Consider the following 22,851-nt stretch of genomic DNA (forward strand, 5'->3'; position numbering starts at 1 on the left):
CGGCTCCTTTCTTGCCCAAGGGCTGTTGTGTCGTTATGGCCTGCGACGGACGCTTGAGGCGATGCCCTAAGCGAAGGCGGAGGAGGCCATTGGCGTCCGCCGCAGGTGGCCTTGTCTTGCTTGATATGCAAGAATCGATCAGTTGCCGGCCCATCGAGCGATGAGGACGCAAGCTCGATATTGGCGCTCACGGTACCAGCGTCATAGGTGGCGCAAAGCCCATCAAGACCGATTTGGTATGGTCTGATATCCAGACGGTTCAAGACCAGCGAGTTGAAGCGTTCGACGCCCCTACGTCCAGTTGGGGACTGGAAATCAGCGGTTAGTGATGCATCGCTCCACATGCTGATATATCGACAAAGTATCTGCCGCAGTACCAGTGACCCTGCCAGGTTGCCCCAGCACATAGGAGACGGAGATGGCTGAACATTCCCATGAACATCAACATCACACATCCGGTCAGATGGGTAAGCACGGCCGACCATACGCCAAGTTCTGGGTGAACATGGTGTTGGGCCTCGTCGTCATGTACTTCGTAATGTTCAGCATGATCGACGGCGCCAGGGACTTCAGAAACAATCTCAACATGCTCTACATGGCGGTCACTATGTGGGCGCCAATGGGCATCTTCATGCTAGCGACAATGCCCGGCATGTTTCCAAACCGGCGGCTCAATCTCGTGCTGTACGGCTTGTTTGCCGTTCTCACACTCGGTTCTTTTGCCGCTACCCGTGCTCAAACCGGAATCGGCGATCGACAGTTCATCGCGTCTATGGTCCCGCACCATTCGGGAGCGATCCTCATGTGCCGCGAGGCGCAGCTCTCAGATCCGGAACTCGTCAACCTATGCCAAGCGATTTCCGATGGCCAGCGCGCGGAGATCGAGCAGATGAACCGGATTGCTGCACGCCTTCGTTGAGGCTGGCTGCCACTACACTGGCGCCGCGTTGCGCTCCGGCGAAGTTAGCCGCAGCGATGTAAAGATGAGTACTTGCGGTGTTCCGATGCCGGCGGTTGTGTCCTACAGCCGTCCAGGTGCCAGGTAGTCCACGCGACACCACCCCGCGCTGCCTGCGGAGCGAGCGCAAGTCATGATCGTCGCAAGTTGGAGTTCGATAGCGAACCCGCTCAGCAGCTGGACGCATCAGGCGTAACGACGGGTGGATGGATCATCCTTGGACGCTGGTGGAAGTGGTTGGATGAACTTTGTTGCCGAGGGCGAAAAACAAGGCTATAATTGAGTTCTTCGCTGATCACCACAGTGGAGAAAGTGATTGGGAAACAGAGACTTAGCGCTCTAGTGCATGACTCGTTTCCCGCTCCAAATTATGGTTTGCAGGCTTCTGCCGAAGCCTGTGGATTCTCGAAAAAGGAGCTCCGGCTCCTTTTTTCATTCCCAGCCACACTGCGGAAATTCCTTCATGCTGCTTCGAAGGGATTTGAGATCATCTGCAAATAAGGGTTACCATCATTCGATGGCTATAACCCCCTGGGACCAATATCAGTTGTTTCCGAGCCCGGTGGCGGTCATGCGTGGACCTCACGGAGCTTCCCGGAAGCAATGCACACCAGCCCTCGCCATCTCATCATCGCCGCCGCGCTGTCGCTGGCGGCCTCCCTTGTTGTCATCATGCCGACCAGCTCCGTCCGCGCCCAGCAGGCGCCCGACGCGGGCCGGACCTTGCAGGAGCTGCGGCCACGCCTACCGCAGCCAGTCACTCCTCCCGCATTCAAGCTCGACGCGCCCATGGTCGAGTCCGTCGCTCCCGGCGGGCCGCAGGTTGCCGTTACATCCATTACCATCGACGGCAACTCCGCGATCCCGTCCGAGCAGCTTCAGGCGTTGGTGGCCGATGCGCCGGGCCGCCGCTACGATCTGGCCGGCCTGAAGACCCTGGCGGACCGCATCACCGACCATTACCGCCGTGCCGGCTATCCTTTCGCCCGCGCCCTCGTCCCGGCCCAGACGCTGGACGGCGGCGCCCTGCGCATCCAGGTGCTCGAAGGGCGTTATGGCCGGGTCGCGGCTTCGGGAGAATTGGCCGGGCAGGCCCAGCCGTGGCTGTCGGCCCTGAGGCCCGGCCAGGTCATCGGCGGCCGCGAGCTCGAACGCAGCATCTACCTGCTGTCCGACTTGCCGGGTATCGCCGTCGATCCGGTCATGGGGCCCGGCTCGGCCGTGGGCGAAGGCGATCTCGACGTCGGGGTGTCCATGGCCCGGAAATGGGGCGGCCAGGCCAGCGTCGACAACTACGGCAACCGCTACACAGGGGCCGGGCGTGCCGGCCTGAGCCTGTGGGGCAACAGCCTGTTCACCTTCGGCGACCGTGCCACCCTGGACGCCTTGCTCACCACCGAAGCCATGTGGCTGGGTGCCCTCGGCTACGAGGCCCCGGTGGGCACCAGCGGCCTGCGCTTCGATGCGCGTTTCGCCCACACCCGCTACGAGCTGGGCAAGGAATTTTCGTCGCTCGACGCCACCGGAAGGGCCGATATCGCTGCGGCGGGGCTGTCGTATCCGCTGTGGCGGGCGGCCTGGGGTGGGGTCACGGCCGGGCTGCAGTATCAGCACAAGACGCTGAGGGACAACATGGAGGTCGCCGACAGCCATACCAAGGCCTCCAGCGACAGCGTGCCCCTCAGCCTGCGCTTCGATGCGCGCGACACCCTGTTGGCGGGCCTGGGCGGGCTGACCTACGGGCAGCTGAGCTGGACGCCGGGCAAGCTGCATCTGGGGCCGACCTTGATGGCCGTGGATCAGGCAACGGCGCGCAGCAATGGCTCCTTCCACAAGTTGAATCTGGACGTGGCGCGCTTGCAGCAATTGCCGGCGAACCTCAACCTGTACGCGCGTTTCATGGCGCAGTGGGCGAACAAGAACCTGCATTCGTCAGAAAGCTTCGGGCTGGGGGGGCAGGGCGGGGTGCGAGCGTATCCGCTCGGCGAAGGCTACGGCGACGCGGGCTGGCTGTTGCAGACAGAACTGCGTTATCCGATCGGCAACGTCACTCCCTATGGTTTCTTCGACCTGGGCCGGGTGAAAGTCAACCAGGATCCCTGGGCGCCGGGCGAGAACACCCGGACGTTGTCGGGCGCAGGCTTCGGCTTGCGGGCGATCTTGCAGAAGGCGTGGACGGTGGACGTGAGCCTGGCCTGGCGCACGCACGGGGGCAAGCCGCGATCCGACTCGCGTGACGCGCGGCCGCTGGCATGGGCCAGTCTGGCTTATCGCTTTTGAGAGAGACCTATGAAACGCGCAAGCCTGAACCATACGTATCGCCTGGCATGGAGCGAGGCCAGGGGAGTCTGGGTGGCCGTACCGGAGATCCAGAAGTCGCACGGCAAGCGCGGCGGGCAGCGGTTGCGGCGGTTGGCCGAGGCGAGCCTGGTGGCGGGATTCGTAGGAGGCGGTTTGCTGGCAGGGGCCGCGCCGTCGTGGGCTGCGGGCCCGCTGCCCACGGGCGGGCAGGTCACCTCGGGGGCCGGCGTCATCCACCAGAGCGGCCCGGACATGACCATCACTCAGTCCAGCGCCAGGCTGGGAATGGATTGGACGAGCTTCTCCATCGGCAGCGGCAATACGGTCCGCTTCGTGCAGCCGGACGCGAGCTCGGTGGCCGTCAACCGGGTCACGGGCAGCGACGCCAGTTCGATCCAGGGGGCGCTCAAGGCCAATGGACAGGTCTTCCTGTCCAACCCCAATGGCATCGTGTTCAGCCCCACCGCCCAGGTGGACGTGGGCGGGTTGATCGCCACCACGCACGCCATCTCCGAGCAGGACGGCAAGTACGTCCTGCAAGGCCGCAGCGGGGCCGGCGTCGTCAACGAAGGCACGATCCGCGCCGCGGACGGCGGCACGGTGGCGCTGGTGGCGGCGCGCGTGGTCAACCGGGGCAGCATCGAGGCCGCGCAAGGCAACGTACTGCTGGGCGCGGGAGACAAGGTCACGCTGGACCTGGGCGGGCCGGTCAAGATCAAGGTGGACGAGGGCGCGATCGATGCGCTGATCGAGCAGGGCGGCGCGATCCGCGCGGACGGCGGGCGGGTGTACATGACGGCGGCCTCGGCCGGCGCGTTGACGTCCACGGTCATCAACCACACGGGCGTGACCGAAGCGCGCACCCTGTCCACCGGAGAAGACGGCCGGATCGTGCTGCTGGGCGGCATGGAAAAGGACCGCATCGAGGTTGCCGGCACGCTCGACGCCAGTGCATCCGCCGGGGGCGATGGCGGCTTCATCGAAACCAGCGCGGCGCGGGTGGGTATCGCCGACGATGCCCGCATCACCACCAAGGCGGCCAGCGGCCGCAACGGCACCTGGCTGATCGATCCGGTGGACTTCACCATCGCCGCCAGCGGCGGCGACATGACGGGAGCCGCGCTGGGCGCTCAACTGGGCAACGGCAACGTCACGATCGAATCCAGCACCGGAGCCGCTGCGGGCACCGGCAACCTCAATGTCAACGACACGGTCGAGTGGAGCGCCAATACGCTTACACTCACCGCCGCCAACAGCATCAACATCAACGCGACGATGACTGCCGGCGGCACCGCCGGCCTGGCGCTGAATCCGGCTACCGCCAACGGTTCCGATACGGCCGTCGCCGCGGGCACCGTGAATGTCATGCCGGGCCTCGGCCGGGTGGATTTCACCGGCACCGGCAACAGCCTGAGCATCAAGGGCACGCCCTATACCATCGTCGCCAGCCTGGCCCAGCTGCAGGGCATCGGCGCTGACCTGGGCGGCCACTACGCGCTGGGCCGCGACATCGATGCAAGCGCCACGGCGGGCTGGAACCCGGACGCCAGTGGCGGTTTCTCCGGTTTCTCTCCTATTGGAACCAATGACGGCAGCCTCGGTTTCGGTGGCGTTTTCGATGGGCTGGGCCACACCATCGACGGACTGACCATCAATCGTCCCGCTACCGACAACGTGGGTTTGTTCGGCTACATCATCAGGGACAGCATTGTCCGCAACGTGGGCCTGAGGGGCGGCTCGACGTATGGTCGCAACAATACGGGCGCCCTGGTGGGGTACTCCAATGGCGGCCTGGTATCCCATGCCTATTCCACCGGCAACGTACGCGGCGTGGACAACGTCGGCGGGCTGATCGGTTACCTCTTTTACAGCGCCGATCATCTGTATGCCACCGGCGACGTCGAAGGCAGCGGCAATGTCGGCGGATTGATCGGGGCTGGCGCGAATTCGGCCCTTCGGTACGCCTATGCGAGCGGCAACGTCCGGGGCGGCAATGCCGGCGGACTGGTTGGGGCCTTCGAATCGTTCTCGTCATGGTACAGCTACGCGACCGGGGACGTCACCGGAACCAGGTCGGCCGGCGGTCTGGTGGGGCAATACGAGCACGGTACCGTGTGGTATTCCTACGCCACCGGCAAGGTGGCGGGCGGGTTGACCGGAGGCCTGATCGGGGACAGCAGCTTCCTTACCCTCATCGGCGGTTATTGGGACATGGACAGTACCGGCCAGTCGCAAGGCTGCGGTTCGAGCATCGGTTGCTCCGGCGCCGGTCCCGGACTCGTCGGCCTGCGCACGGCGGATGCCTTCAGGCAGGCCAGCTACGAGACCTTTCGCTTCGGCAACGACTGGTACATGGTGGAGGGCTCGACCCGTCCCTTCCTGATGTTCGAATACGCCACCACCATCGGAAACGCCCACCAGTTGCAGTTGGTGGACCTGGATTTGTCGGCCCGCTACACGCTGGCCCACGATATCGATATGTCGGTGGCCGACGGCTCGCGCGCATCGGGCATGTGGAGCAGCCAGGGGTTCAATCCGATCGGCGCCTACGGCCCCGGAGGCCCCGCCGCAGCCTTCACTGGTACCTTCGACGGGCAGGGCCATGTCGTCAGCGGCCTGAGGATAGCCCGGACGGCAGACTACGTCGGCCTGTTCGGTCACCTGGGCAGCGGCAGCGTTGTGCGCAACATCGGCCTGGCCGACGCCGCCGTTGCGGGCGGCCGCTATACCGGTGCCTTGGCCGGCGCCAACGAAGGAGCCATCGCCAACGTTTATGCGACAGGTGCGGTGGCGGGCGGCGACGATACCGGTGGTTTGGTGGGCCATAACTTGAACGGCACGATCACCAACGCCTATACGGCAAGCACCGTGGCGGGCGGCGACAACACCGGCGGCCTGGTGGGCCGTAATTCGAATGGCGAGATCGCCGAGACTTATGCGACGGGCGAGATAACGGGCAGCGGCGCCCGCGGCGGTTTGGTAGGGATGAACGACGGCACGATCGCCCGCAGTTTCTACGCGACCACCGATGCCGACGGCAACCCGATCAACAACGGATCGGCAGGGGGCAATCCCGAAGGCGTGACAGGCAAGCGGCTGGATGAACTGCGGCAGCTCTCCACGTTCACCGAGGCCGGCTGGAATATTTCCGACCGGGGCGGCGAGGACACGGCCTGGCGCATGTACGAAGGCGGCACCACGCCTTTGCTACGAAACTTCCTGACGGCGATCACGGTGACCGCGGCCGATGGCGGCAGCAAGGTCTACGATGGCAATACGTCGGCCAGCGGATCCTATACGCAGTCGATCGACTCGGCGGTCCTGGACGGCACGGCCGTCTACGCGCTGGACGGCAAGAACGCGGGCAACCGCACGTTGAACGTGTCCGGCCTGTATTCCGATCAGCGGGGCTATGACATCAGTTTCGTGGGGGGCGATTACACGGTCACGCCCAAGGCGCTGGCCGTCGAGGGATTGTCGGTCGACGGCAAGACCTATGATGGCACCACCACCGCCACGTGGACGGGCGCAACGTTGTCGGGGGCGGTGGCGGGCGACGAGGTGGCGCTGGACGGGCGCGGGGTGACGGCCTCGTTCGCCGATGCCGAGGTAGGCACAGGCAAACCGGTAACGCTGCAGGGCAGCTTCGGGCTGGGCGGGGCAGATGCCTCGAACTACACGCTGATTCAGCCAACGCCAGGGCTGGCAGCCGATATCCGGCCCGCCGCCTCGCCGCGACCCGCCGAGCTGGATCCGAAAGCCGCTGCGGCGATCACGAGCGCGCAGAGAACGTGGCCGGACCTGCAAGCCAAGGACAGGCCGTGGGCCGTGTCCGCGGTCGAGCAGGGGCGGGAGTTCGGAGAGGTGGTGACGGTCAGGGGCAGCGGTATCCGGTTGCCATGAGATACCGGCAGCCCTTGGCGGCAGGCTTTTTTCCTAGGTGACGTCGGGGCGCTCGAGTATCGTCCCCAACTGCTCGACCGCCGCCGCGGCGTCCCCGGCCGTCGCGAAATTGGCGAATCCCATCAACAAGCCTCCTTGCGAAGACTTGCGCATTCGCCAATCGCTCAGCGCCTGGACGGCAAGCCCGCCGTCCAGGGCGGCCATGGCCAGCGCCTTGTCGCTTCGCCCGTCGGGCAGATGCGCCAATATGTGGATGCCGCCCGCCTGCGGCTGGACATGCAGGCGTTCGGCCGGCATCCGCGCCAGCGCATCGGCCAGATAGCCGCGCCTGGCCGCATACAGGGGGCGCATCCTGCGCAGATGCCGGGCGAAGTGGCCTTGTTCCATGAAGTCGGCCACCATGGCCTGGGGCAGGACCGAGCCCGGGTCGGGAAGATGGTTCACCATGTCCCGGAACTTGCCTGCCTGGGATGCGGGCACGACCAGGTAGGCCAGCCGTAGGCCGGGGAACAGCACTTTGCTGAAGGTGCCGGTGTAAAGCACGCGTCCGTCGCGATCCAGGCTCTTGAGCGCCGGCAGGGGCCGGCCGTGGTAGCGGAATTCGCTGTCGTAGTCGTCCTCGATGATCCAGGCCCGGCGGTCATGGGCCCATTCGAGCAGCTCCAGCCGCCGTGGCAGCGACAGCGCCACGCCGGTCGGGCTTTGGTGGGTGGGGGTTACCACGGCGAATCGCGCATCGGCGGCGCGCTGCCGGCCGGTGCGCACGTCCAATCCTTCTTCGTCGACGGGTACCGGTGCCAGCCGCATGCCCGCGCGTAGCAGGAATTGCCGGGCAAAGATGTACCCGGGGTCCTCGTACCAGCCCAGGTCGCCCGTGTGCAGCAAGGTGCGGCGCACCAGCTCCAGCGCCCCGCGATAGCCGGCCGTCACGAATACCTGCTCGGGCGTGCAGGCGATGCCGCGCGAGATGCCCAGGTAGGTGGCGATGGCGCGGCGCAGCGGGGCGTAGCCGGCCGGGTCGGGATAGGTCATCGCCACGGTTTCCAGGGTGCGCAGCGTGTGTGCGGCCAGGCGCGTCCAGGTCTTGCGGGGAAACGCATCCAGCGCTGGCATGCCGAGCTGGAAGGGCGGCGTGAGATGGCCAGGGTTGTGCAGGCGCGGAGTGGAGCCGGGAGGCGGCGCCGACACCGAAACCTTGGCGCGGCCGGCATCCGCCAGGTTTCCCAGCCGTGGAGAGACGATCGTGCCCGCGGCGCCGCGCGCCACGAAATAGCCTTCGCCGACCAGCATCTGGTAGGCCACTTCGACCGTGCCGCGCGCCAGGCCCAGTTCGCTGGCGAGGCTGCGTACCGATGGCACCCGGTCTCCCGGCCGCAGCCTGCCGCTTGCTATCGCCTCCTGGTAGCGCCGGTACAACTGGAGATAGATCGGCGCATCCTGTTCCCGGTTCGGCTTGAGGTGCAGCGGGTCCGTGTGAGATGTCCCACTCATTTGATCAGTTCTTGTACCTGTTTAATGGGTCATGATTCTCCTAAATTGGCGGCTGTACGACAAGGACATCCCCATGAGCACGTTTCGATTACGCCTCCTGGACAGCGACCAGGACTACCAGGCCGGTTTTTCCGTGATGCGCGAATTGCGTCCGCACCTGACCGATGCCGCCACCTTCGCCGCGCAGGCGCGCCGCCAGGGCGAGCAGGGCTATCGCCTGCTGGCCGCGTGGCAAGGCAGCGAGGTCAAGGGCCTGGCGGGTTACCGCTTGCAGGAGAACCTGATATATGGACGTTTCCTGTACGTCGACGATCTGGTGGTGACGGCCGAGGCCCGGCGCCATGGCGTGGGCGGCCAACTGATCGAGGCCGCGCGCGAAGAGGCCCGGCGGCAGGGCTGCGCGCATTTCGTGCTCGATACGGGCCTGGGCAACGCGCTGGGGCAACGGTTTTATTTTCGCCAGGGCTTGTTGGCCAAGGGCATGCATTTCTGCCAGCCGCTGGAGGTCCGGGCCTGAACGCTACATCGTTGTTTTCTATCGGAGATCTTCCATGAGTACCCTTCGTCTGTCCTATTGGACACTTTCCCCCGAGGCCTATCAGGGCTTCATGGCCACCAAGAAAGCGCTGGAGAAGAGCAGCCTCGGCAAGTCGTTGATCGACCTGGTCTGGCTGCGCATGTCGCAGATCAACGGCTGCGCCTTCTGCCTGGAAATGCATGCGAAGGCGCTGCGCGCCGACGGCATGCCGGAGGCCAAGCTGGATGCCCTAGCCGGCTGGCGCGTAAGCGGCCGTTTCACCGATCGCGAACGTGCCGTGCTGGCCTGGACGGAGTCGCTCACGCATGTGGACCGTACCCACGCGCCGGACGAAGACTACGAACCGCTCAAGCAGCACTTCAGCGACGTCGAGATCGCCGACCTGTGTTTTGCCATCGCGTTGATGAGTGCGTTCAATCGCATGGCGATCGGCATGCGGCAATAAGGGCGCCGGGAAGCAGCATGAAAATACTGCATATCGATTGCAGCCCGAGGCCGGTGTCGCACAGCCGCCGGCTCTCGGCCGCCATCGTCGCGCGCATGCGCGCCAGGCATCCCGAGGCGGCCGTCGTGCGCCGCGACCTGGGCCGGGACCCCTTGCCGCATGCCGATCCCGGCTACGCGGCCGCCTTGTCGTCCCCGGACGCGCTGGCGGCGGGACTGGCGAGCGGAGCGGCGCGCCTGTCGGAGCAACTGATCCAGGAACTGGAAGCTGCCGACATCGTGGTCATCGGCACGCCCATGAACAATTTCACGGTGCCCTCGGTGCTCAAGGCATGGATCGACCAGATCCTGCGCATCGGCCGTACGTTTTCGTCCTCGGCCGCGGGAAAGACGGGCCTGCTGCGAGACCGGCCGGTCTTCATCGGTATCGCCTCGGGAGGGATATTCATGGGCGAGCGGGCCAACCAGCCGGATTTCCTCACGCCCTATCTGCGGGCGGCACTCGGCTGCATAGGCTTGAACACGCTGCATTTCCTGCCCTTGCAGGCGACGGCCTTTCTCGACGATGAACGGCTCGCGGCAGCCAGGGAGACACTGCTGGCGGCGATCTGACAGGGGGCTCGGCGGGGATGTGACAGCGAGGAAAAAAATCGTGTATAGTCTCGCTTCTTCGCTTTGCGCGCCGGTTTTTTGGCAGCGCGAACGCCGGAATCACGCGGGAATAGCTCAGTTGGTAGAGCGCAACCTTGCCAAGGTTGAGGTCGCGAGTTCGAGACTCGTTTCCCGCTCCAAGAATTCGATTCATAGGGCAATTCCGCGGCCCGTTGAATATCAGAAAAAGGGGCCTTGTGCCCCTTTTTCTATTCCACATTTACCCTTCTGATGTCTCTTTTGCTCGCGATGATCGCCTTATCGCGGGCATACGCGTTTACGGAAAATATACGGCGCCCCCTGGTTTTTGAACGAGGAATTTATACGCCTTTCGGAATACTGGTGGCCGGTCATGTCGATCATCTCTTTCAAGTGGAAAACATGCGGCTCATCCTTATTCTCTCCCGCGGCGGCCTTGCCGCGCTGGGTTGCGCGGCCTTGCTGTCGGGCGAGGCCCGCGCGCAGTTGTCGGGCAGCGCGGCCCTGACTTCCGACTATGTGTGGCGAGGTTCGTCGCAAACGCGGGAGCGTCCCGCCGTGCAGGCGGGCGTCCGATACGCCCACGAGTCGGGGCTGTATGCCTCGGTGTGGGGATCCACGGTGAAATTCAAGCCCGACAACGGCGCCTACGCGGAATTCGATCTTGCCGCCGGCTGGGCGGGAAAGCTTGCACCGGATTGGGCGCTCGATGCCTATTTCCTGCGTTACCAGTATCCCTCGACGCAAGGCCATCCGAACTGGAACGAAGTCAACGTCGCCGTGACCTGGCGCGACCGCTACTGGCTGGCCGTGGGGCATTCGAACAATGCCATGGCCAGCCGTACGACGGGCACGTATGCGCTGCTGGGGGCGCGTCATCCCCTGGGCGAGGCGTGGCGTGTCGAAGCCACGCTGGCCCGCTATTTCCTGGACGACGCGTATGCCGACAGCTACACCCACGCGTCGGTCGGAGCGGTGTGGGCGTTCAAGCCTCCCTTCGAGTTGCGGCTGACTCTGCATGGAACCGATGCGGCGGCCCGGCGGCTGTTTCCGGGCATGGCGGGCACGCGCGGCGAGATCGCGCTGCAAGCCGCGTTCTAGGCCAGTTCCTTGCGCCGCTCGATGATGCGCGAAACCAGGCCATAGGCCACGGCTTCTTCCGCCGGCATCCAGTGGTCGCGTTCGATGTCCGCCAGCACGCGTTCCAGGGCTTGCCCGCTTTCGCGCGCGATGACGCGGGCGATGCGTTCGCGGGCCTTGACGATCTCGCGCGCGTGGATGGCGATGTCGCTGGCCGTGCCGCCCATGCCGCCGCTGGGCTGGTGGATCAGGAAGCGGGTCTGTGGCAGGCAGACGCGACGGGCGCGCGGCGCGCCCAGGTAGAGATGGGTGGCGGCGCTGCCTACCCAGCCGGTGCCTATCATGTTGACCGGCGCGTCGATGAAGCGCACCACGTCGTGTATCGCGTCGCCCGACTCCAGGTGGCCGCCGGGAGAAGACACGACCATGTTGATGGGGGCATCGGACTCCGCGTCCAAAGCCAGCAGGCGGCGCACCGTTTCGGATGCGGTGGCGTCGGTGATGGCGCCGAATACCAGCACCGTCCGGGTACGGAATGCCTTTTCTTCCAGGAAGGCGCTGTTCTGTCCGGGCGCGGCCTGGGAAGCATGGTCGGAATCGTTGGCAAACATCGGAAGCTTCCTTTTCGTGTTAGGTTCTGCAGGTAAACGAACGAGCCGCCCATAACGTGACATCCCTGATCTCCTCTCATCCCCTGGCAGACGACGAGGCGCTGCGCAAGCGATTGATCGCGCTGGCACGGCGCTGGCTGGCGCACGGCGCCGAGGCGGAAGACCTGGTGCAGGACGCCTACCTGCGCACGGCCACCGGCGCCTTGCCCCCGGCCGGAGCGGGCCGCGAAGCCTGGCTGGTGACGGTGCTGCATCATCTGTGCATCGATTTCATGCGCCGCCAGGGGCGCTATCAGGCCATCCTGGCGCAGGCCGCCGAAGACGTCCCGCAGGCGATGGAAGGAGATTGGCCGCAGCGGCTGGCCGATCAGGCGCAGCGGGTGGAGGCGGCCTTGCACCATCTTTGCCTGACCCTTGCGCCCGGCGATGCTGCGGCCGTGCTGCTGTACGAGGTCTTCGGATTCAGTCATGCCGAACTCGGTTCGCTGGCGGGGCGCAGCGAGGAGGCCTCCCGCCAGTACCTGCATCGGCTGCTCAGGCGCCTGCGGTCCAGGTCGCCCGTCGATCGCGGCCTGGGTGAAGACGAACGGGAAGACGCGACGTATCTGTTCGCGCTGTGCCGCCAGGCCCTGGCTCAGCGCGACCCGGGTGGGCTTATTGCCGTGCTGCGTGCGTGCAGGCCGCAGATGATGGCGGTGCTGGCGAACATCGGGGATGGAGAGTGGAAGAGGGGAGAGGTTACCGGCGGGGCACGGCAGGTTCATATGCGGAACCTGCTGGCATGGACGATCCCGGACGAAGCACCCGTGCCCTGTGGTTGATCCTTGCCGGCCCTGCCGGGCGCTAGCGGATTTCCCGGATCGCGTCGACACGGTCCGGGTAGAACGCCAGGTATCCGGCGATCTGCGCCACGGCGGGATGCGGCGATTCATAACTCCACACCGCATTCGCGGCACGTTCGCCGCCGGCCGGGATGCTGTAGTAGGCGCAGTCTCCCTTGTAGGGGCAGTAGGTGGCATGAGCGGTCCGCTCGAGCAGCGCCATGTCGGCGTCCTCGCGCGGCACGTAGTGCACCGGCGGATAGGCGGCTTCGCGCAGCGTCAGCGCGCGGCGCGTATCGGCCACCGTGCGGCCCCCCGCCGTGACGACGATGCGCGCCGTATTCGGCGTGATCGTGATCGGATGATCGGGGCCGGGAATCTTGATGGACTGATCGGTCATGGCTTGCTCCGGATGGAAGGCCGGCTACCGGTGATTGCCGTCCGGCGCGAGCCGGGCCAACAGTTCGGCCCGGCTGCCGGCGCCCAGGCGGTTGTAGAGCTGGCGGCGGTGGTAGACCACCGTGTTGGCGCTGATGCCCAGGCGCCGGGCGATCTGCGATTCGGGTATGCCGCGCGCCAGCCAGTACGCCAGTTCGTGCTGGCGCGGCGGCAGCCGCAGTGCGTGCAGGGCCGACCATAGCCGCAGGCCGCGCGGGACGCGCTGCGTGATCTGAATCCCGACCGCATCCTCGTCGCCCGAGGCCGCTGCAAGATGCGTGGCCCGCAGCGAAAACCAGCCGTGGGCGTTGTGCAGTTCCTGCTGCGGCGGCGCGCAGGTGGTGTCCGCCGACGGTGTCAACCGCCGGACCAGCGATTGCAGGACAGGAGGCAGCGCGGCGCCCCGTCGCCAGCGCCAGCCGAAGGCCAGCGGCATGAGCGCTTCGGCATCGGGGGAAATCCACAAGGGCCGGCCCTGCGGGGTGGCGACCAGCAGCCCCTGGCGGTGGACCTCGCTGTCGTCCGCATCCAGTTCGCCGGGCCGCAAGGCATGCGCCAGATGCGATTCGAGCCGCGCCAGCGTCGCGATTTCTTCCGGCTGGAAGGCTTGCGCGCCGGGCGGGCGGAACAGGAACAGCATGCCCACGCCCTGGCCCTGCGGGGCGCGCAGCGCCAGGCACAGCCAGTCGGCCACCCGCGCGGGGCGCATCACCACGTTGTAGTAATCGCTGCGCCGCAGGTCCACATGCGACGCCCTGAGCATCTGCCCCATGGTGCGCGGGCCGTGGCCGTGCAGCACGATGTCGCGCGCCTGGCGCAGGCTGTTGTGGAACATCTCGTTTTCGCTGCGCAGGATGCGCGGGTCGAAATGCTCCGGCACCGAGGCCTGCACGTCGGCATCCTCCATGTGCGCTTCCAGTTCGCCATGGCTGTCCGGATAGAAATAGCCGCCCGACTCGAACCCGATCAGCGGGTGCAGGGTTTCCAGCAAGGGCTGGATCAGTTGCGGGCCGCCCACGTCCAGGCAGGCCAGCTGGTGCAGGCGAGCAAGAGCATGGCCGGTCGGGCGAGGCGAGGACATGGCGGGCGGGAGCGATGGGGATACCCGATCGTACCCGACGCGCCGCGTTCCGGCATCCTCGTGCGCCGGCCGCGACACCCCACCCCGGCGGGGTGGGGTGTCCAAAGGCGGGTTTGGCTAGGCTGTCGGGGTTTTTTCCGGGATATTCATCGCCATGTTGCCAAGCCTCCGATTTCCTTCCCTGGCGGCCGCCTGCGCCGTCGTCGCCCTGAGCGCCTGCCTGGCCGCGGGCACCGCCCGCGCCGCCGGCGGCACGGACCCGGCCCGCTTTCGCCTGACCCCCGCCTTGCTCGATCGCATGGATGCCGTGGCGGCCGAATTGAAGAACGTCAAGGCGGCGGACGACGATGACGACGACGCCGAGTCGGTCGAGGACATCGCGCGCAAGCTCGAGGCCCGGCCGCAGGTGCGTGCCGCGCTGGCGCGCCAGCGGCTGACCGGCAAGGAATACGCCACCGCGATGCTGGCCGCGCTGCACGCCGGCATGTACCTGGCCACCGAACGGGCCGCCGGCCCGCAGGGGCAGGCCTCCTTCACACCCGAGCAGCGGGCGAATATCGAGGTGATGCGGGCTCGCCGGAAGAACTAGGGGAGGGGCGCGAGCCCGGGGTGGGCGGGCGTCTCGCACACGAGCGTGGCTTCGTGTAGAATAGCGGGCTCTTTCCAGCAAAAGCCCCTTTGCATGCGAAGCCGCTTGCAGAACTCCTGGGGTGGAGAGATGCGAACTTGGTTCGCCATGGCGCGTTAGCAAAGCGGTTATGCACCGGATTGCAAATCCGTTGAGGGCGGTTCGACTCCGCCACGCGCCTCCAAATATTTCCTTGTAAATCAATAGTTTGCAAGCGACGCGCCGGCAGCAATCGCTGCCGAGTCCGCTCAAACACCCCTCAAATCCGCTCGAAACCGCTTGAAATCTGCGGTCCAACCGCACGTATACTTCCATATATTCCGTGTAGTCGAGTTCCGGGAATTCATGGCAAATGTGCGTCGGACGCCCGCCGGGCGGTTTGAGCTGACCATCTCCAGCAAGTTGTTACCCCGCCGGGTGTATCTCACGTTCGATACGGAGCGCGAGGCGCGCGAGTACGGGGAACAGTGCGCAAAATGGTTTAGGGTGGGTATTGTTCCAGAGGGACTGATCCAACCAGTTGCTGAACCAGCCGCGTTGCTTGGGCCGCTCATACGTGCCTGGGTCAAATCTGGACACCCCTCTAAATCCGACGTGGAAATCCTCGATTTACTGTTCGAGGAGGTTGGCTCCGTGCAGCTCCGACACGTCACCTATGCCTGGGCGGAGTCTTGGGTGCAGAGGCTCAAGCACGAAAAAAATCTGTCCCCGGGTACGATCCGCAAGCGGGTCCAGGCGCTCGGAAAGGTGCTGGATTGGGTGTTGCGGAAAACGCCGGATGTCATGGCCGGCAATCCGCTCAAGCTGTTGCCGCGGGGTTACTCGACCTACAACGAGGTCGATGCGGAAATTCTCGCGGCAAAGCAGCTCGCGCCAAAAATTGACATTGAGCGGGACCGCCGGCTATCGCCCGGGGAGGAAGGGCGTATCTTGGCTGCACTCGATGGCGAGAAACGCGCCGATCGAGAGCGGCCATTGACCGGCCCTGACCTAGCAGACCTACGCGTACTGTTCCTGTTGATTGTCAATTGCGGCTTGCGCCTACGAGAAGCGTACCAACTGCGGCGTGGCTGGGTCGACTTCGCCCGGCGCGTCCTGCGGGTGCAGTCCAGCAAACAATGGCGTGGGCGGGTCAAGTTCCGTGAGGTGCCCATGACGCCGGTCGTCCACGGGCTGTTGACGGGCTACCTCGCCGCATCGGAATCAGATTCTGATGCGCTCGTGTTTCCGTTCTGGAACGGCGATCCAGAAACTCTGGCCGCTGTGACGAGCCGATTGTCCCATCGGTTTTCGTCGCTGTTTTCCTACGCCGGTTGTGAGGATCTGACGGAGCATGATCTGCGGCACGAGGCAACATGCCGCTGGTTCGAAATGCGCTCTCCGGATGGCCACTGGCTGCTACGCGACGCTGAAATCATCCGCATTATGGGCTGGGCGCCAGGTTCAAGCATGGCGGCGCGCTACGCATCGTTCCGCGCCGACGACATGACGAACCGCCTCTGGGCAGGACACTAGTCGGGGCACGGTGTCAGTGCCGGCGGCATGCGGCCGCGCCGGCGGCGCTCCACGCGTGCCGCGCTCGTGGGCGCCTGCACTCTTGGCGCCCGTCGCTGCGCACATTCCATCGCGGCCAGTTCCGACAGCCTGGTCATCAATGCGGTTCGAGGGTAAACCCAAGAGCGTCCGAACTTGAGCCCGGGCAGATCCCCGTCTCGGGTTTTCATTTCTACCGTTTTCTCGTCGCAACGCAGCATCGCCGCTACGTCAGAAACGTCCAGAATTTCGTCATGCATCGTGCGCTTCCTCCGTCACGGCGCGAATACCATCGGCAACCAATGATTGAATGGCGGCCAGATACTGGGCATGGCCGCCAGGCATTGCAATAGGGTCGAGCGCCTTGATTTCGCGGGCCACGTCGAGCGCGATCGCGTCGATGTCTGGCGGCATCACAGGAGTCCTTTCGTTGCATCCAGAACCGCAGCGCCGTGGGTGGACTCGGTTCCATCCCGGACATCGGCAACAGATGCGATATCGGTTCTCAGTCCGCTCCATCCGCCGCCGTCAGGGTGTTCGACCAGCACACTCCAGTGAGCGGGGAACCTCTGTAGTTCGTTGATCAACTCGGCGACGGTCATCGGTGCCCCCCAGCAGCGAATTTGCACCGGCAACCGGCGCAGATGTCGGTGGGATCGCACTCTGGCGAAGGGTCGCCGAGGGGCACGCCGCACGTGACGCCGAGGCCCGACATGTCGAGCATGCCGTCCTCCAGGAAAACGTGGTCGTAGCCGGCCGCCCGCAGCTTGTCTGCGACCTCGCCATAGGCGATGGGGGACAGCTCCAGGATTGCGAGTGTGTGGGTCATCATCGCCTCTTCGGATGAGGTCCGCGGCCTGCGTTGTAGTCGGCCCAGGCGTCGTCCTCGGCCTCCATGGCCTTCGAGTACGTGCCAGGCGCCGGTTTGGCGCTGCGCCGGCCCGCGGTATAGCATTTCTGGCCGTATGCCTCCATGTCGGTGGCGGTGTAGATCAACGGTTCGCGGCCAACCTGTGTTTCGGCCGACCCGATGGCCTTCCTGGCGCGGGGGAGGATAGGCAGATTGGCGGCCGGCTCATCGCTGGGTGGTGCTTTCTTGATATCGACGCCGATGGCGCGCAACTCGTCGTCTATGCCATCGATACGGGACTCCAGCACCGCGACGACGTGCTCGCGGACGGCGTCCAGAATTTCGTTGTCCTGGTAGTTGCCCTGGATCGTGACTCCGAGGCCATTTCCGCGTACCAGGGTGATTTTGAACGCCAGTTCCCGCCGCCTGTCATCGAGCATCTTGGCCTGCTGAATGTCTTCAAGCTTCATGCTCCCTCCGTCTTGCTTGCAGGGGTGGGGCCGAACGAGTTGATCTGATTGGCGGAGGGAATGAGTAACCTCACGGCCTGCTCGTTCGCCCGCAAGAGCTGCTCTGTCAGCCGATCCTGGCAAGCTGCTGCGTTGTAGGCGATGGCGTCGGCGGCGGCATTTAGAGCTTCACGCACGCGCGCATCGGCGTAGGCCTGGGCCTGTTCGGTGGAGATCAAGTCCAGTGATGCGCCACGGCGGCCGCCCATGCTGATTTCGCGTAGGCGTTTGTACGGCCCTTCCAGATTCCCCGTGTACGCAACGTTTCCGCATTCGGCAAGGAATGCGAATGCAATGGGCTGGGGCAGCTTCACTCGGCTCACGACTCCCCCTTCTCGGTTGCAGGGGTGCTGCGGGCGGCGTCGGTCAATAGCGAATCGGCCAGCGTGTACAGGCCAGCCACCAGTTTCTTGGCGCCGGCCTCGGCGTCGTGCCGTAGCCGGTGACCGGCCGGCAGTTTGCTGGTGAGCACGTCCAGCACGGCTGCGGACTCGTTGATCAAATTCGTGGCGTCACGAAAATGGTCGGCGCGGCTGGCGCGGTCGGCCTGGATGGCGGCGCGGGCGTACCGCTGTACGTCATCCCACAGCCACGCCGGCATTTCCCACGGACGGGGAGATGTGGTGGTGAAACATTTGACGGGCGGCAGATTGATGTCGTCGGCGCTCATTGGGCGGCTCCTGCTGGTGTCCACGGGGTTAGCGGCGTGCTGTAGGCCAGCATGAGGGGGTGCTTTGGATCTCCGCTCTTGGTCAGGCCAAAGTGCATCACCGGCTTGCGGGTGCCCAGGAGCAGGGACAGCAACTCGTCGATCTCGTTGTGCATGGAGCGCGGCACCTTCGCCCGGTCGCCCCAGCAAGGCACGAGGATGTCCGCCTCGACAGCCATCGCCAAAATGTGCCGTTGGTTCTCCCGGTAGATGTCGAGCCACCGCGTGGATCTTGCCAACAGACGAACATCGGTGGCGCGGAGCGGCCAAACGTTGCCTACGACGAAGCGGCTACCGCCCCACGCCTTTACGAACCCCGTCCACTTGCGCACGGTTGCGTCGTCTTCGCGGGCATCGGCTGTGCTCGGGTTGATCCCGAAGAAGGCATAGACCGGACCGTCCATCCCGACATCCCGCTCCAGGCGGTAGCGGTACAAGCCGCATGGGCTGATGATGGCACTCATCACTCACCCCCTTCCCGCAGGGGCGAGCCCGCAGCCGTGGCGCGCACCCTCCGTCGCTTCGGCGGTTTGCCGCGTCCGAGTTCGTCTTTCGCGTAATGATCAAACCCGGCGAGTTTCCATTCCTCGGGTTCAATGTGAGCTGCGTAGTACAGCAGCTCATCCTCTCCGCTGGCGCGAACGATCTCGGCCCACGTAACGCCGCAGTCCATAGCCCTGACGACTTGCAGGGCAACGCACACGCCCGCGTTGAAACTGTTGTTGTCAACGCTCATTTCTCGCTCCCAGTGGTGCGCTGCACTGCTGCTGCGGCATTGGACAACTCGACCGATGCCTGCTGCATTGCAGGGTCATCCGGCACGCCATCCATCAATTCAACAGCGACGTGTGCCGCATCGAGCAGTCTGCCCAGTCGCGCCGCATCCAGCGCATCCCCATTGGCGGCCGGTGCCTGGGAATCGATCAGTTCCTGGTGCAGCCGGCCGCATTCGGCCTTGAGCACGTCGAGCATGCGCGCTGCCTGACGCAGCACGCTGGCTTTGGGTTCCTGATGTCGATGCGCTTCACGCCGCAGCCATCCGGCGTAGTGGACGGCGGTATGGATGCCGGGTGGCGGCAGAATGTCCGCTGGGGACTCGTCCTGCGGTGCCTGGGCGGCAACGGGGGCGCCTTTCAGAGCATCTCGGAACGCCTGCACTGAAATCTCAATGTCGCCGTCTGCCGTGGTCCACGTTGCAGCGGCGATGGCGTTAAACAGGGTTTGGTAGTCGTGTTGCGATAGCGCCACCGGCTCCGCGCTCACGGCCGGTGCCTGCCCGTAGCTCCGTCGTATATCCCGAACCATCTGAGCAGCGCGCTCCCGATCCTCGTCAGGTGCATTGCTCTCTAGGACGCGTTGTATGTATTTCAGATCGCTATCATTCATGGCTCTCCTTGCTGCCTGTCCGCTGGCCTGCGCTGCGAGAGACACAACATCCTCCCACAGCGTGCGCACGCGTCCGACGTTCAGCATCCCGCCCTCGGTGCGGCACCGTTCGGGATCCAGGCCAACGATGCGCAGGATGGCGTCCACGTCGTCGCAGTCGTCGCTCGGCGCTGCCGTTGCAGCGGGCGGGGTGGGGGCGGCGGCGATGCAGTCGTCACATTCCGCGCGCCGCTGGGTCTCGGTACGCGTATCGCCCGCCGCCGGTCCGCAGTTCATGGTGCAGATTTTTCCGTCAATCAGCATGGCTATTCCTCCCAGTAGCTCATATCAACGTCGGCCGCGTCCTCGGGAGACTCGTCGTCGTCAACATGGTTTTCCCAGGCTGCTTCAGCCCATTCGAGCGCCTCTTTCTTGGGGATGTTGGCGCGATCGATGTACCGCTGCGCGCAACGATCTATCCACGTTTCTTTGTCAAGCGTCATGGCTCGCTCCTTGGGTGGTGAGTTGCGCAGGCCAGGAACCCCAGCCCCACGCCTGCTTGTCTTCGGTCGGGTGTTTGTCAGTGCGGGGGCGGCTCGGGCAATTCCAGCTTCGACCTTTGACGTGCCACAAGTGCCGCCAGCCAGCGGCGCGCAGACTCCCGCCGTCTTCAGAGGCGAGAATATAGGTCAGGCCACGTCGATAGCCCTTGTCCTGCGCCACGCGCCGAGCGGCGGCGTAGAGCATGGAGCAGGCGTTCGGCGTGCCGTCCGTGCACAGGCGAGTGACTTCGACGGTCAGGCCGTCATCGAGGGCGCGCGCTACGGGGCGGCCAGACACCGCCACGCCGACGAGGCGTCCGGCGTCGTCATGCACCGCCTGGCGCCATAGCGCGCCGACCGGCACGCCGTGGTGGCGGTGGTGCTCGCGGATGTAGTCGTCTGCCACCTCGCGTGTAATCGGGCGCAGTTCAATCACGGTCGGCTCCTTGGGTGGTGAGGGATGCCGGCATCGCGGGGATGGCCGTCCAGTGCGTGTGGTAGCCGGGCCAATCGCTGTCGAGCGGCGTGCCGCACCAGGGCGCCTCTCCTGCCCATTCGTGGCCACACCAGGCCCACCACAAGACCTGGCCGTCGTCCTCGTGCCATTCGGCCAGAGCGCGGGCGATAAGCGGCACGATCGGCGCAGCCTGGGCTGCTGGCTGCGGGGCGCCGCCTTCGGTGAGCATGGCGAGTTCAGCGTCGATGCGCATTGCGAGCGCCGTCCACGCCTCTTTGGCGGGGCGGGGGCCGAGATCGCGCTGATCGGCCCACCACTGCGCCGCGTCGAGAACCCGCTGTTTCGCTTCGCGCGCATCCTCTCCGGCCTGCGGAGCGGCAACCTGTAAGGATCCCTTAACAGTTGCCTGCGGCATGGCCGGAATACCCAGGGCGATCCGGGCGAACGTGCCATCTTCGACGGTGGCTGTATTCGCCTCGTCTTCGTAGAGGTTGGGCGGTTCGCCGCTCACGGTGTCCCATGCCGTCGAATCGTGTCGGATGAAGTGATCGCCATCCGCGTAGAACTGAAGCGCCGTGCGGAGCCGGCTATTTTCCTCGGCCAGCGCTTCGCCCGGAGGCTGCGGCGCTGCCTGTACGGCAGGGGCGGCGCTGATCGGCTTGCCGAGGCTCCACAAGAACATGCAAAAATTCGCTACGTCGCGCGGGTCGCCCTTCTCCACGTGCTCGCGCAGCATCCTGGACAGGTCTGCCGGGTGGCATTCGTGCCAGCCGCTACGCCCCTTCGTGCGGGCCTGCGCGAGCTTTTCCTTCATCGCGGCAGCGAAGTGGTTCACCGCAACGTTGTCGATGTGATCCGGCGCGGCAGGGGTTGCCAGGGCGGCGCGGGCTTGCTTCGTAGCCGCAGCCATCCTTGCGGGCATATGGAAATGGCTGGTAGTCACATCCAGAAGCTCGCGTATCGCAGACCTCAGCGCTTCGCGGGTCACGTCATTCGCCATGGCTGTTCCCCTTGAGAGCGCGGATGCGGCCAGCAGCCTCGCGAGTGATGTTTCCCCACAAGCTGTCGGGCACCCAGGAGCGACCGGTGCGGTCGTGTTGCTCAACTGCTGCCGCCGCTTCCTCCAGCGCTGCATCGCGGATAGCCTGGGCGTCCGTTGTAACCGTTGCAGCGGCAGGCTGGGCGCGCAACTCATCGTTCTCCCGCTCGGCCTGGGCCAGGGCGGTTTTCAGCAGCGCGACGTGGGCGCGCAGGCCCTCGATTTCGTCGGGCGTTGCTGCGGCAGGCTGGGCGCGCACGTATTCGATGTCGGTGTCGTTCACCCGGTCTGGGCACCACGTCACCTCCGCCAACTGGCTAAATGGGGTATCCGGGGTGACGTCCTCGCCGATCACCAGGAAGATGCGATCGGGGGCGCCAGCCGGGCCGCTGGCCTGGTGCTGTGTGGCCTGCTGGGCCTGGCGCTGCTCCATTTCGCGCCAAGCCGCCTCTTCCTCTGGCGTCACAGGGATTTCGTCACGCATGGCGTGCCTCCGTGGGGTAGGGCAGCCAGGTGGTGACCGGCAGCCCAGTGATTTTGCTGATGACGGGAGCGCCCTTGGCGTTGATCTTCGGTCCGCGAACCATGACGCACCCCCCCCTGACGCGGGTAGACCTACGGGCGATGTCGAGCCATTCGTGGGCAAACTGGGGCGCGTCGAACGCGGGCGAGATCTGGCGCACGGCGCGTTTCTCGAAAAGCTCCGCAGCTCGTTTATCCACCAGGGCCGCCCGCTCTTCGCGGGAGATCTGGCGCGGCCGGGAGAAGTTCTCGCCGGGCACAGTCCAACCGATTTCCTCTTCGGCGATGGCGCGGGCGACCAGCGCAGTCATGCCGAACACGCAGAAGCTACTCATCGTTGCTCTCCTCCAACTGCGGCCAGCGCAGGAAGAACCACATGGCGGTGCCAATGATGCCGAGAC

General features: G+C 65.3%; 28 protein-coding genes and 2 tRNA genes. 12 read left to right on the plus strand and 18 right to left on the minus strand.

The genetic code is table 11. From position 1 onward, the window contains the following. Window positions 1-418 precede the first annotated feature (418 nt). The 3 genes from EV675_RS16015 to EV675_RS16025 all read left to right on the plus strand — a co-directional run bounded on the left by EV675_RS16015 (window position 419) and on the right by EV675_RS16025 (window position 7,162). A complete protein-coding gene (locus EV675_RS16015) occupies window positions 419-919 on the plus strand; it encodes a DUF305 domain-containing protein (RefSeq protein ID WP_003098996.1) in 501 nt (166 codons plus the stop codon). 642 nt (window positions 920-1,561) lie between these two features. Then, window positions 1,562-3,238, plus strand: a complete 1,677-nt coding sequence (locus EV675_RS16020) for a ShlB/FhaC/HecB family hemolysin secretion/activation protein (protein WP_130358238.1) — start codon at window positions 1,562-1,564, stop codon at window positions 3,236-3,238. A 9-nt stretch (window positions 3,239-3,247) separates the two neighbouring features. After that, window positions 3,248-7,162, plus strand: coding sequence for a two-partner secretion domain-containing protein (locus EV675_RS16025; protein ID WP_130360123.1), 3,915 nt, complete (start codon window positions 3,248-3,250; stop codon window positions 7,160-7,162). A gap of 33 nt (window positions 7,163-7,195) precedes the next feature. Here EV675_RS16025 and pdxR read toward each other — a convergent pair whose 3' ends face one another. Beyond that, on the minus strand, window positions 7,196-8,653 hold the full coding sequence (gene pdxR, locus EV675_RS16030) for a MocR-like pyridoxine biosynthesis transcription factor PdxR (RefSeq protein ID WP_130358239.1): 1,458 nt from the start codon (window positions 8,651-8,653) through the stop codon (window positions 7,196-7,198). A 73-nt stretch (window positions 8,654-8,726) separates the two neighbouring features. On the opposite strand from pdxR, the gene EV675_RS16035 reads away from it, so the two are divergent. The 5 genes from EV675_RS16035 (at window position 8,727) to EV675_RS16055 (ending at window position 11,366) form a co-directional block, all read left to right on the plus strand. After that, window positions 8,727-9,170, plus strand: coding sequence for a GNAT family N-acetyltransferase (locus EV675_RS16035; RefSeq protein WP_130358240.1), 444 nt, complete (start codon window positions 8,727-8,729; stop codon window positions 9,168-9,170). Window positions 9,171-9,204: 34 nt separating this feature from the next. Beyond that, window positions 9,205-9,636 (plus strand): carboxymuconolactone decarboxylase family protein, encoded by a 432-nt coding sequence (locus EV675_RS16040; protein WP_130358241.1) that lies wholly within the window; start codon window positions 9,205-9,207, stop codon window positions 9,634-9,636. 17 nt (window positions 9,637-9,653) lie between these two features. Further along, complete coding sequence (locus tag EV675_RS16045) at window positions 9,654-10,247, plus strand: FMN-dependent NADH-azoreductase (protein WP_130358242.1); 594 nt, start codon at window positions 9,654-9,656, stop codon at window positions 10,245-10,247. Between the two features lie 103 nt (window positions 10,248-10,350). Beyond that, window positions 10,351-10,426: transfer RNA gene (locus EV675_RS16050), tRNA-Gly, on the plus strand. Between the two features lie 241 nt (window positions 10,427-10,667). Further along, window positions 10,668-11,366, plus strand: a complete 699-nt coding sequence (locus EV675_RS16055; RefSeq protein WP_130358243.1) for a TorF family putative porin — start codon at window positions 10,668-10,670, stop codon at window positions 11,364-11,366. Here EV675_RS16055 and EV675_RS16060 read toward each other — a convergent pair. After that, complete coding sequence (locus EV675_RS16060; protein ID WP_130358244.1) at window positions 11,363-11,956, minus strand: ATP-dependent Clp protease proteolytic subunit; 594 nt, start codon at window positions 11,954-11,956, stop codon at window positions 11,363-11,365. The genes EV675_RS16055 and EV675_RS16060 overlap by 4 nt on opposite strands. A 56-nt stretch (window positions 11,957-12,012) precedes the next feature. Here EV675_RS16060 and EV675_RS16065 point away from each other — a divergent pair, with 56 nt between their 5' ends. After that, window positions 12,013-12,777 (plus strand): RNA polymerase sigma factor, encoded by a 765-nt coding sequence (locus EV675_RS16065; protein ID WP_130358245.1) that lies wholly within the window; start codon window positions 12,013-12,015, stop codon window positions 12,775-12,777. 22 nt (window positions 12,778-12,799) lie between these two features. On the opposite strand, the gene EV675_RS16070 is transcribed toward EV675_RS16065, so the two are convergent. Beyond that, a complete protein-coding gene (locus tag EV675_RS16070; RefSeq protein WP_130358246.1) occupies window positions 12,800-13,177 on the minus strand; it encodes a DUF427 domain-containing protein in 378 nt (125 codons plus the stop codon). A gap of 24 nt (window positions 13,178-13,201) precedes the next feature. Continuing rightward, on the minus strand, window positions 13,202-14,296 hold the full coding sequence (locus EV675_RS16075) for a helix-turn-helix transcriptional regulator (RefSeq protein ID WP_130358247.1): 1,095 nt from the start codon (window positions 14,294-14,296) through the stop codon (window positions 13,202-13,204). 154 nt (window positions 14,297-14,450) lie between these two features. Between EV675_RS16075 and EV675_RS16080 the strand changes: the two genes are divergently transcribed. The 3 genes from EV675_RS16080 to EV675_RS16090 all read left to right on the plus strand — a co-directional run bounded on the left by EV675_RS16080 (window position 14,451) and on the right by EV675_RS16090 (window position 16,439). Continuing rightward, window positions 14,451-14,885, plus strand: coding sequence for a hypothetical protein (locus EV675_RS16080; RefSeq protein ID WP_130358248.1), 435 nt, complete (start codon window positions 14,451-14,453; stop codon window positions 14,883-14,885). A 149-nt stretch (window positions 14,886-15,034) separates the two neighbouring features. Continuing rightward, a tRNA-Cys gene (locus EV675_RS16085) sits at window positions 15,035-15,108 on the plus strand. 161 nt (window positions 15,109-15,269) lie between these two features. Next, complete coding sequence (locus tag EV675_RS16090) at window positions 15,270-16,439, plus strand: tyrosine-type recombinase/integrase (protein WP_165404625.1); 1,170 nt, start codon at window positions 15,270-15,272, stop codon at window positions 16,437-16,439. Here EV675_RS16090 and EV675_RS30310 read toward each other — a convergent pair. The 14 genes from EV675_RS30310 to EV675_RS16160 form a co-directional block, all read right to left on the minus strand. Beyond that, window positions 16,436-16,717, minus strand: a complete 282-nt coding sequence (locus EV675_RS30310) for a helix-turn-helix domain-containing protein (RefSeq protein ID WP_130358250.1) — start codon at window positions 16,715-16,717, stop codon at window positions 16,436-16,438. The two genes, EV675_RS16090 and EV675_RS30310, sit on opposite strands and share 4 nt — an antisense overlap. After that, window positions 16,710-16,871, minus strand: a complete 162-nt coding sequence (locus EV675_RS29720; protein WP_165404626.1) for a hypothetical protein — start codon at window positions 16,869-16,871, stop codon at window positions 16,710-16,712. The genes EV675_RS30310 and EV675_RS29720 overlap by 8 nt, the downstream gene beginning before the upstream one ends. Before the next feature lie 184 nt (window positions 16,872-17,055). Continuing rightward, entirely contained in the window at window positions 17,056-17,289 is a 234-nt protein-coding gene (locus EV675_RS16100) for a hypothetical protein (protein WP_130358251.1), read from the minus strand. Then, entirely contained in the window at window positions 17,286-17,777 is a 492-nt protein-coding gene (locus EV675_RS16105) for a hypothetical protein (protein ID WP_130358252.1), read from the minus strand. Before EV675_RS16105 ends, EV675_RS16100 begins: the two co-directional genes overlap by 4 nt. Beyond that, window positions 17,774-18,130, minus strand: a complete 357-nt coding sequence (locus EV675_RS16110) for a hypothetical protein (RefSeq protein WP_130358253.1) — start codon at window positions 18,128-18,130, stop codon at window positions 17,774-17,776. The genes EV675_RS16105 and EV675_RS16110 overlap by 4 nt, the downstream gene beginning before the upstream one ends. A 5-nt stretch (window positions 18,131-18,135) precedes the next feature. Beyond that, on the minus strand, window positions 18,136-18,486 hold the full coding sequence (locus EV675_RS16115) for a hypothetical protein (protein WP_130358254.1): 351 nt from the start codon (window positions 18,484-18,486) through the stop codon (window positions 18,136-18,138). After that, window positions 18,483-18,989 carry a DUF1643 domain-containing protein gene (locus tag EV675_RS16120; RefSeq protein WP_130358255.1) on the minus strand — a complete coding sequence of 169 codons (507 nt, stop codon included), beginning with the start codon at window positions 18,987-18,989 and terminating at the stop codon, window positions 18,483-18,485. The genes EV675_RS16115 and EV675_RS16120 overlap by 4 nt, the downstream gene beginning before the upstream one ends. Then, entirely contained in the window at window positions 18,989-19,261 is a 273-nt protein-coding gene (locus EV675_RS16125) for a hypothetical protein (RefSeq protein ID WP_130358256.1), read from the minus strand. Before EV675_RS16125 ends, EV675_RS16120 begins: the two co-directional genes overlap by 1 nt. Then, window positions 19,258-20,214, minus strand: coding sequence for a hypothetical protein (locus EV675_RS16130; protein WP_130358257.1), 957 nt, complete (start codon window positions 20,212-20,214; stop codon window positions 19,258-19,260). The genes EV675_RS16125 and EV675_RS16130 overlap by 4 nt, the downstream gene beginning before the upstream one ends. Window positions 20,215-20,216: 2 nt before the next feature. Beyond that, window positions 20,217-20,393 carry a hypothetical protein gene (locus EV675_RS16135; protein WP_242621464.1) on the minus strand — a complete coding sequence of 59 codons (177 nt, stop codon included), beginning with the start codon at window positions 20,391-20,393 and terminating at the stop codon, window positions 20,217-20,219. Next, complete coding sequence (locus tag EV675_RS16140; protein ID WP_130358259.1) at window positions 20,383-20,868, minus strand: XF1762 family protein; 486 nt, start codon at window positions 20,866-20,868, stop codon at window positions 20,383-20,385. Before EV675_RS16140 ends, EV675_RS16135 begins: the two co-directional genes overlap by 11 nt. Continuing rightward, the gene (locus EV675_RS30030) at window positions 20,861-21,889 is read right to left on the minus strand and encodes a hypothetical protein (protein ID WP_242621465.1); all 1,029 of its coding nucleotides are present in this window, start codon (window positions 21,887-21,889) and stop codon (window positions 20,861-20,863) included. Before EV675_RS30030 ends, EV675_RS16140 begins: the two co-directional genes overlap by 8 nt. Beyond that, on the minus strand, window positions 21,879-22,412 hold the full coding sequence (locus EV675_RS16155; RefSeq protein WP_130358260.1) for a coiled-coil domain-containing protein: 534 nt from the start codon (window positions 22,410-22,412) through the stop codon (window positions 21,879-21,881). The genes EV675_RS30030 and EV675_RS16155 overlap by 11 nt, the downstream gene beginning before the upstream one ends. Beyond that, window positions 22,405-22,785: a hypothetical protein gene (locus EV675_RS16160; RefSeq protein WP_130358261.1), complete on the minus strand. Its 381-nt coding sequence runs from the start codon at window positions 22,783-22,785 to the stop codon at window positions 22,405-22,407. The genes EV675_RS16155 and EV675_RS16160 overlap by 8 nt, the downstream gene beginning before the upstream one ends. Window positions 22,786-22,851 lie beyond the last annotated feature (66 nt).

This window comes from Pigmentiphaga kullae (assembly GCF_004216695.1).
In the GTDB taxonomy this organism is placed as follows: domain Bacteria; phylum Pseudomonadota; class Gammaproteobacteria; order Burkholderiales; family Burkholderiaceae_B; genus Pigmentiphaga; species Pigmentiphaga kullae.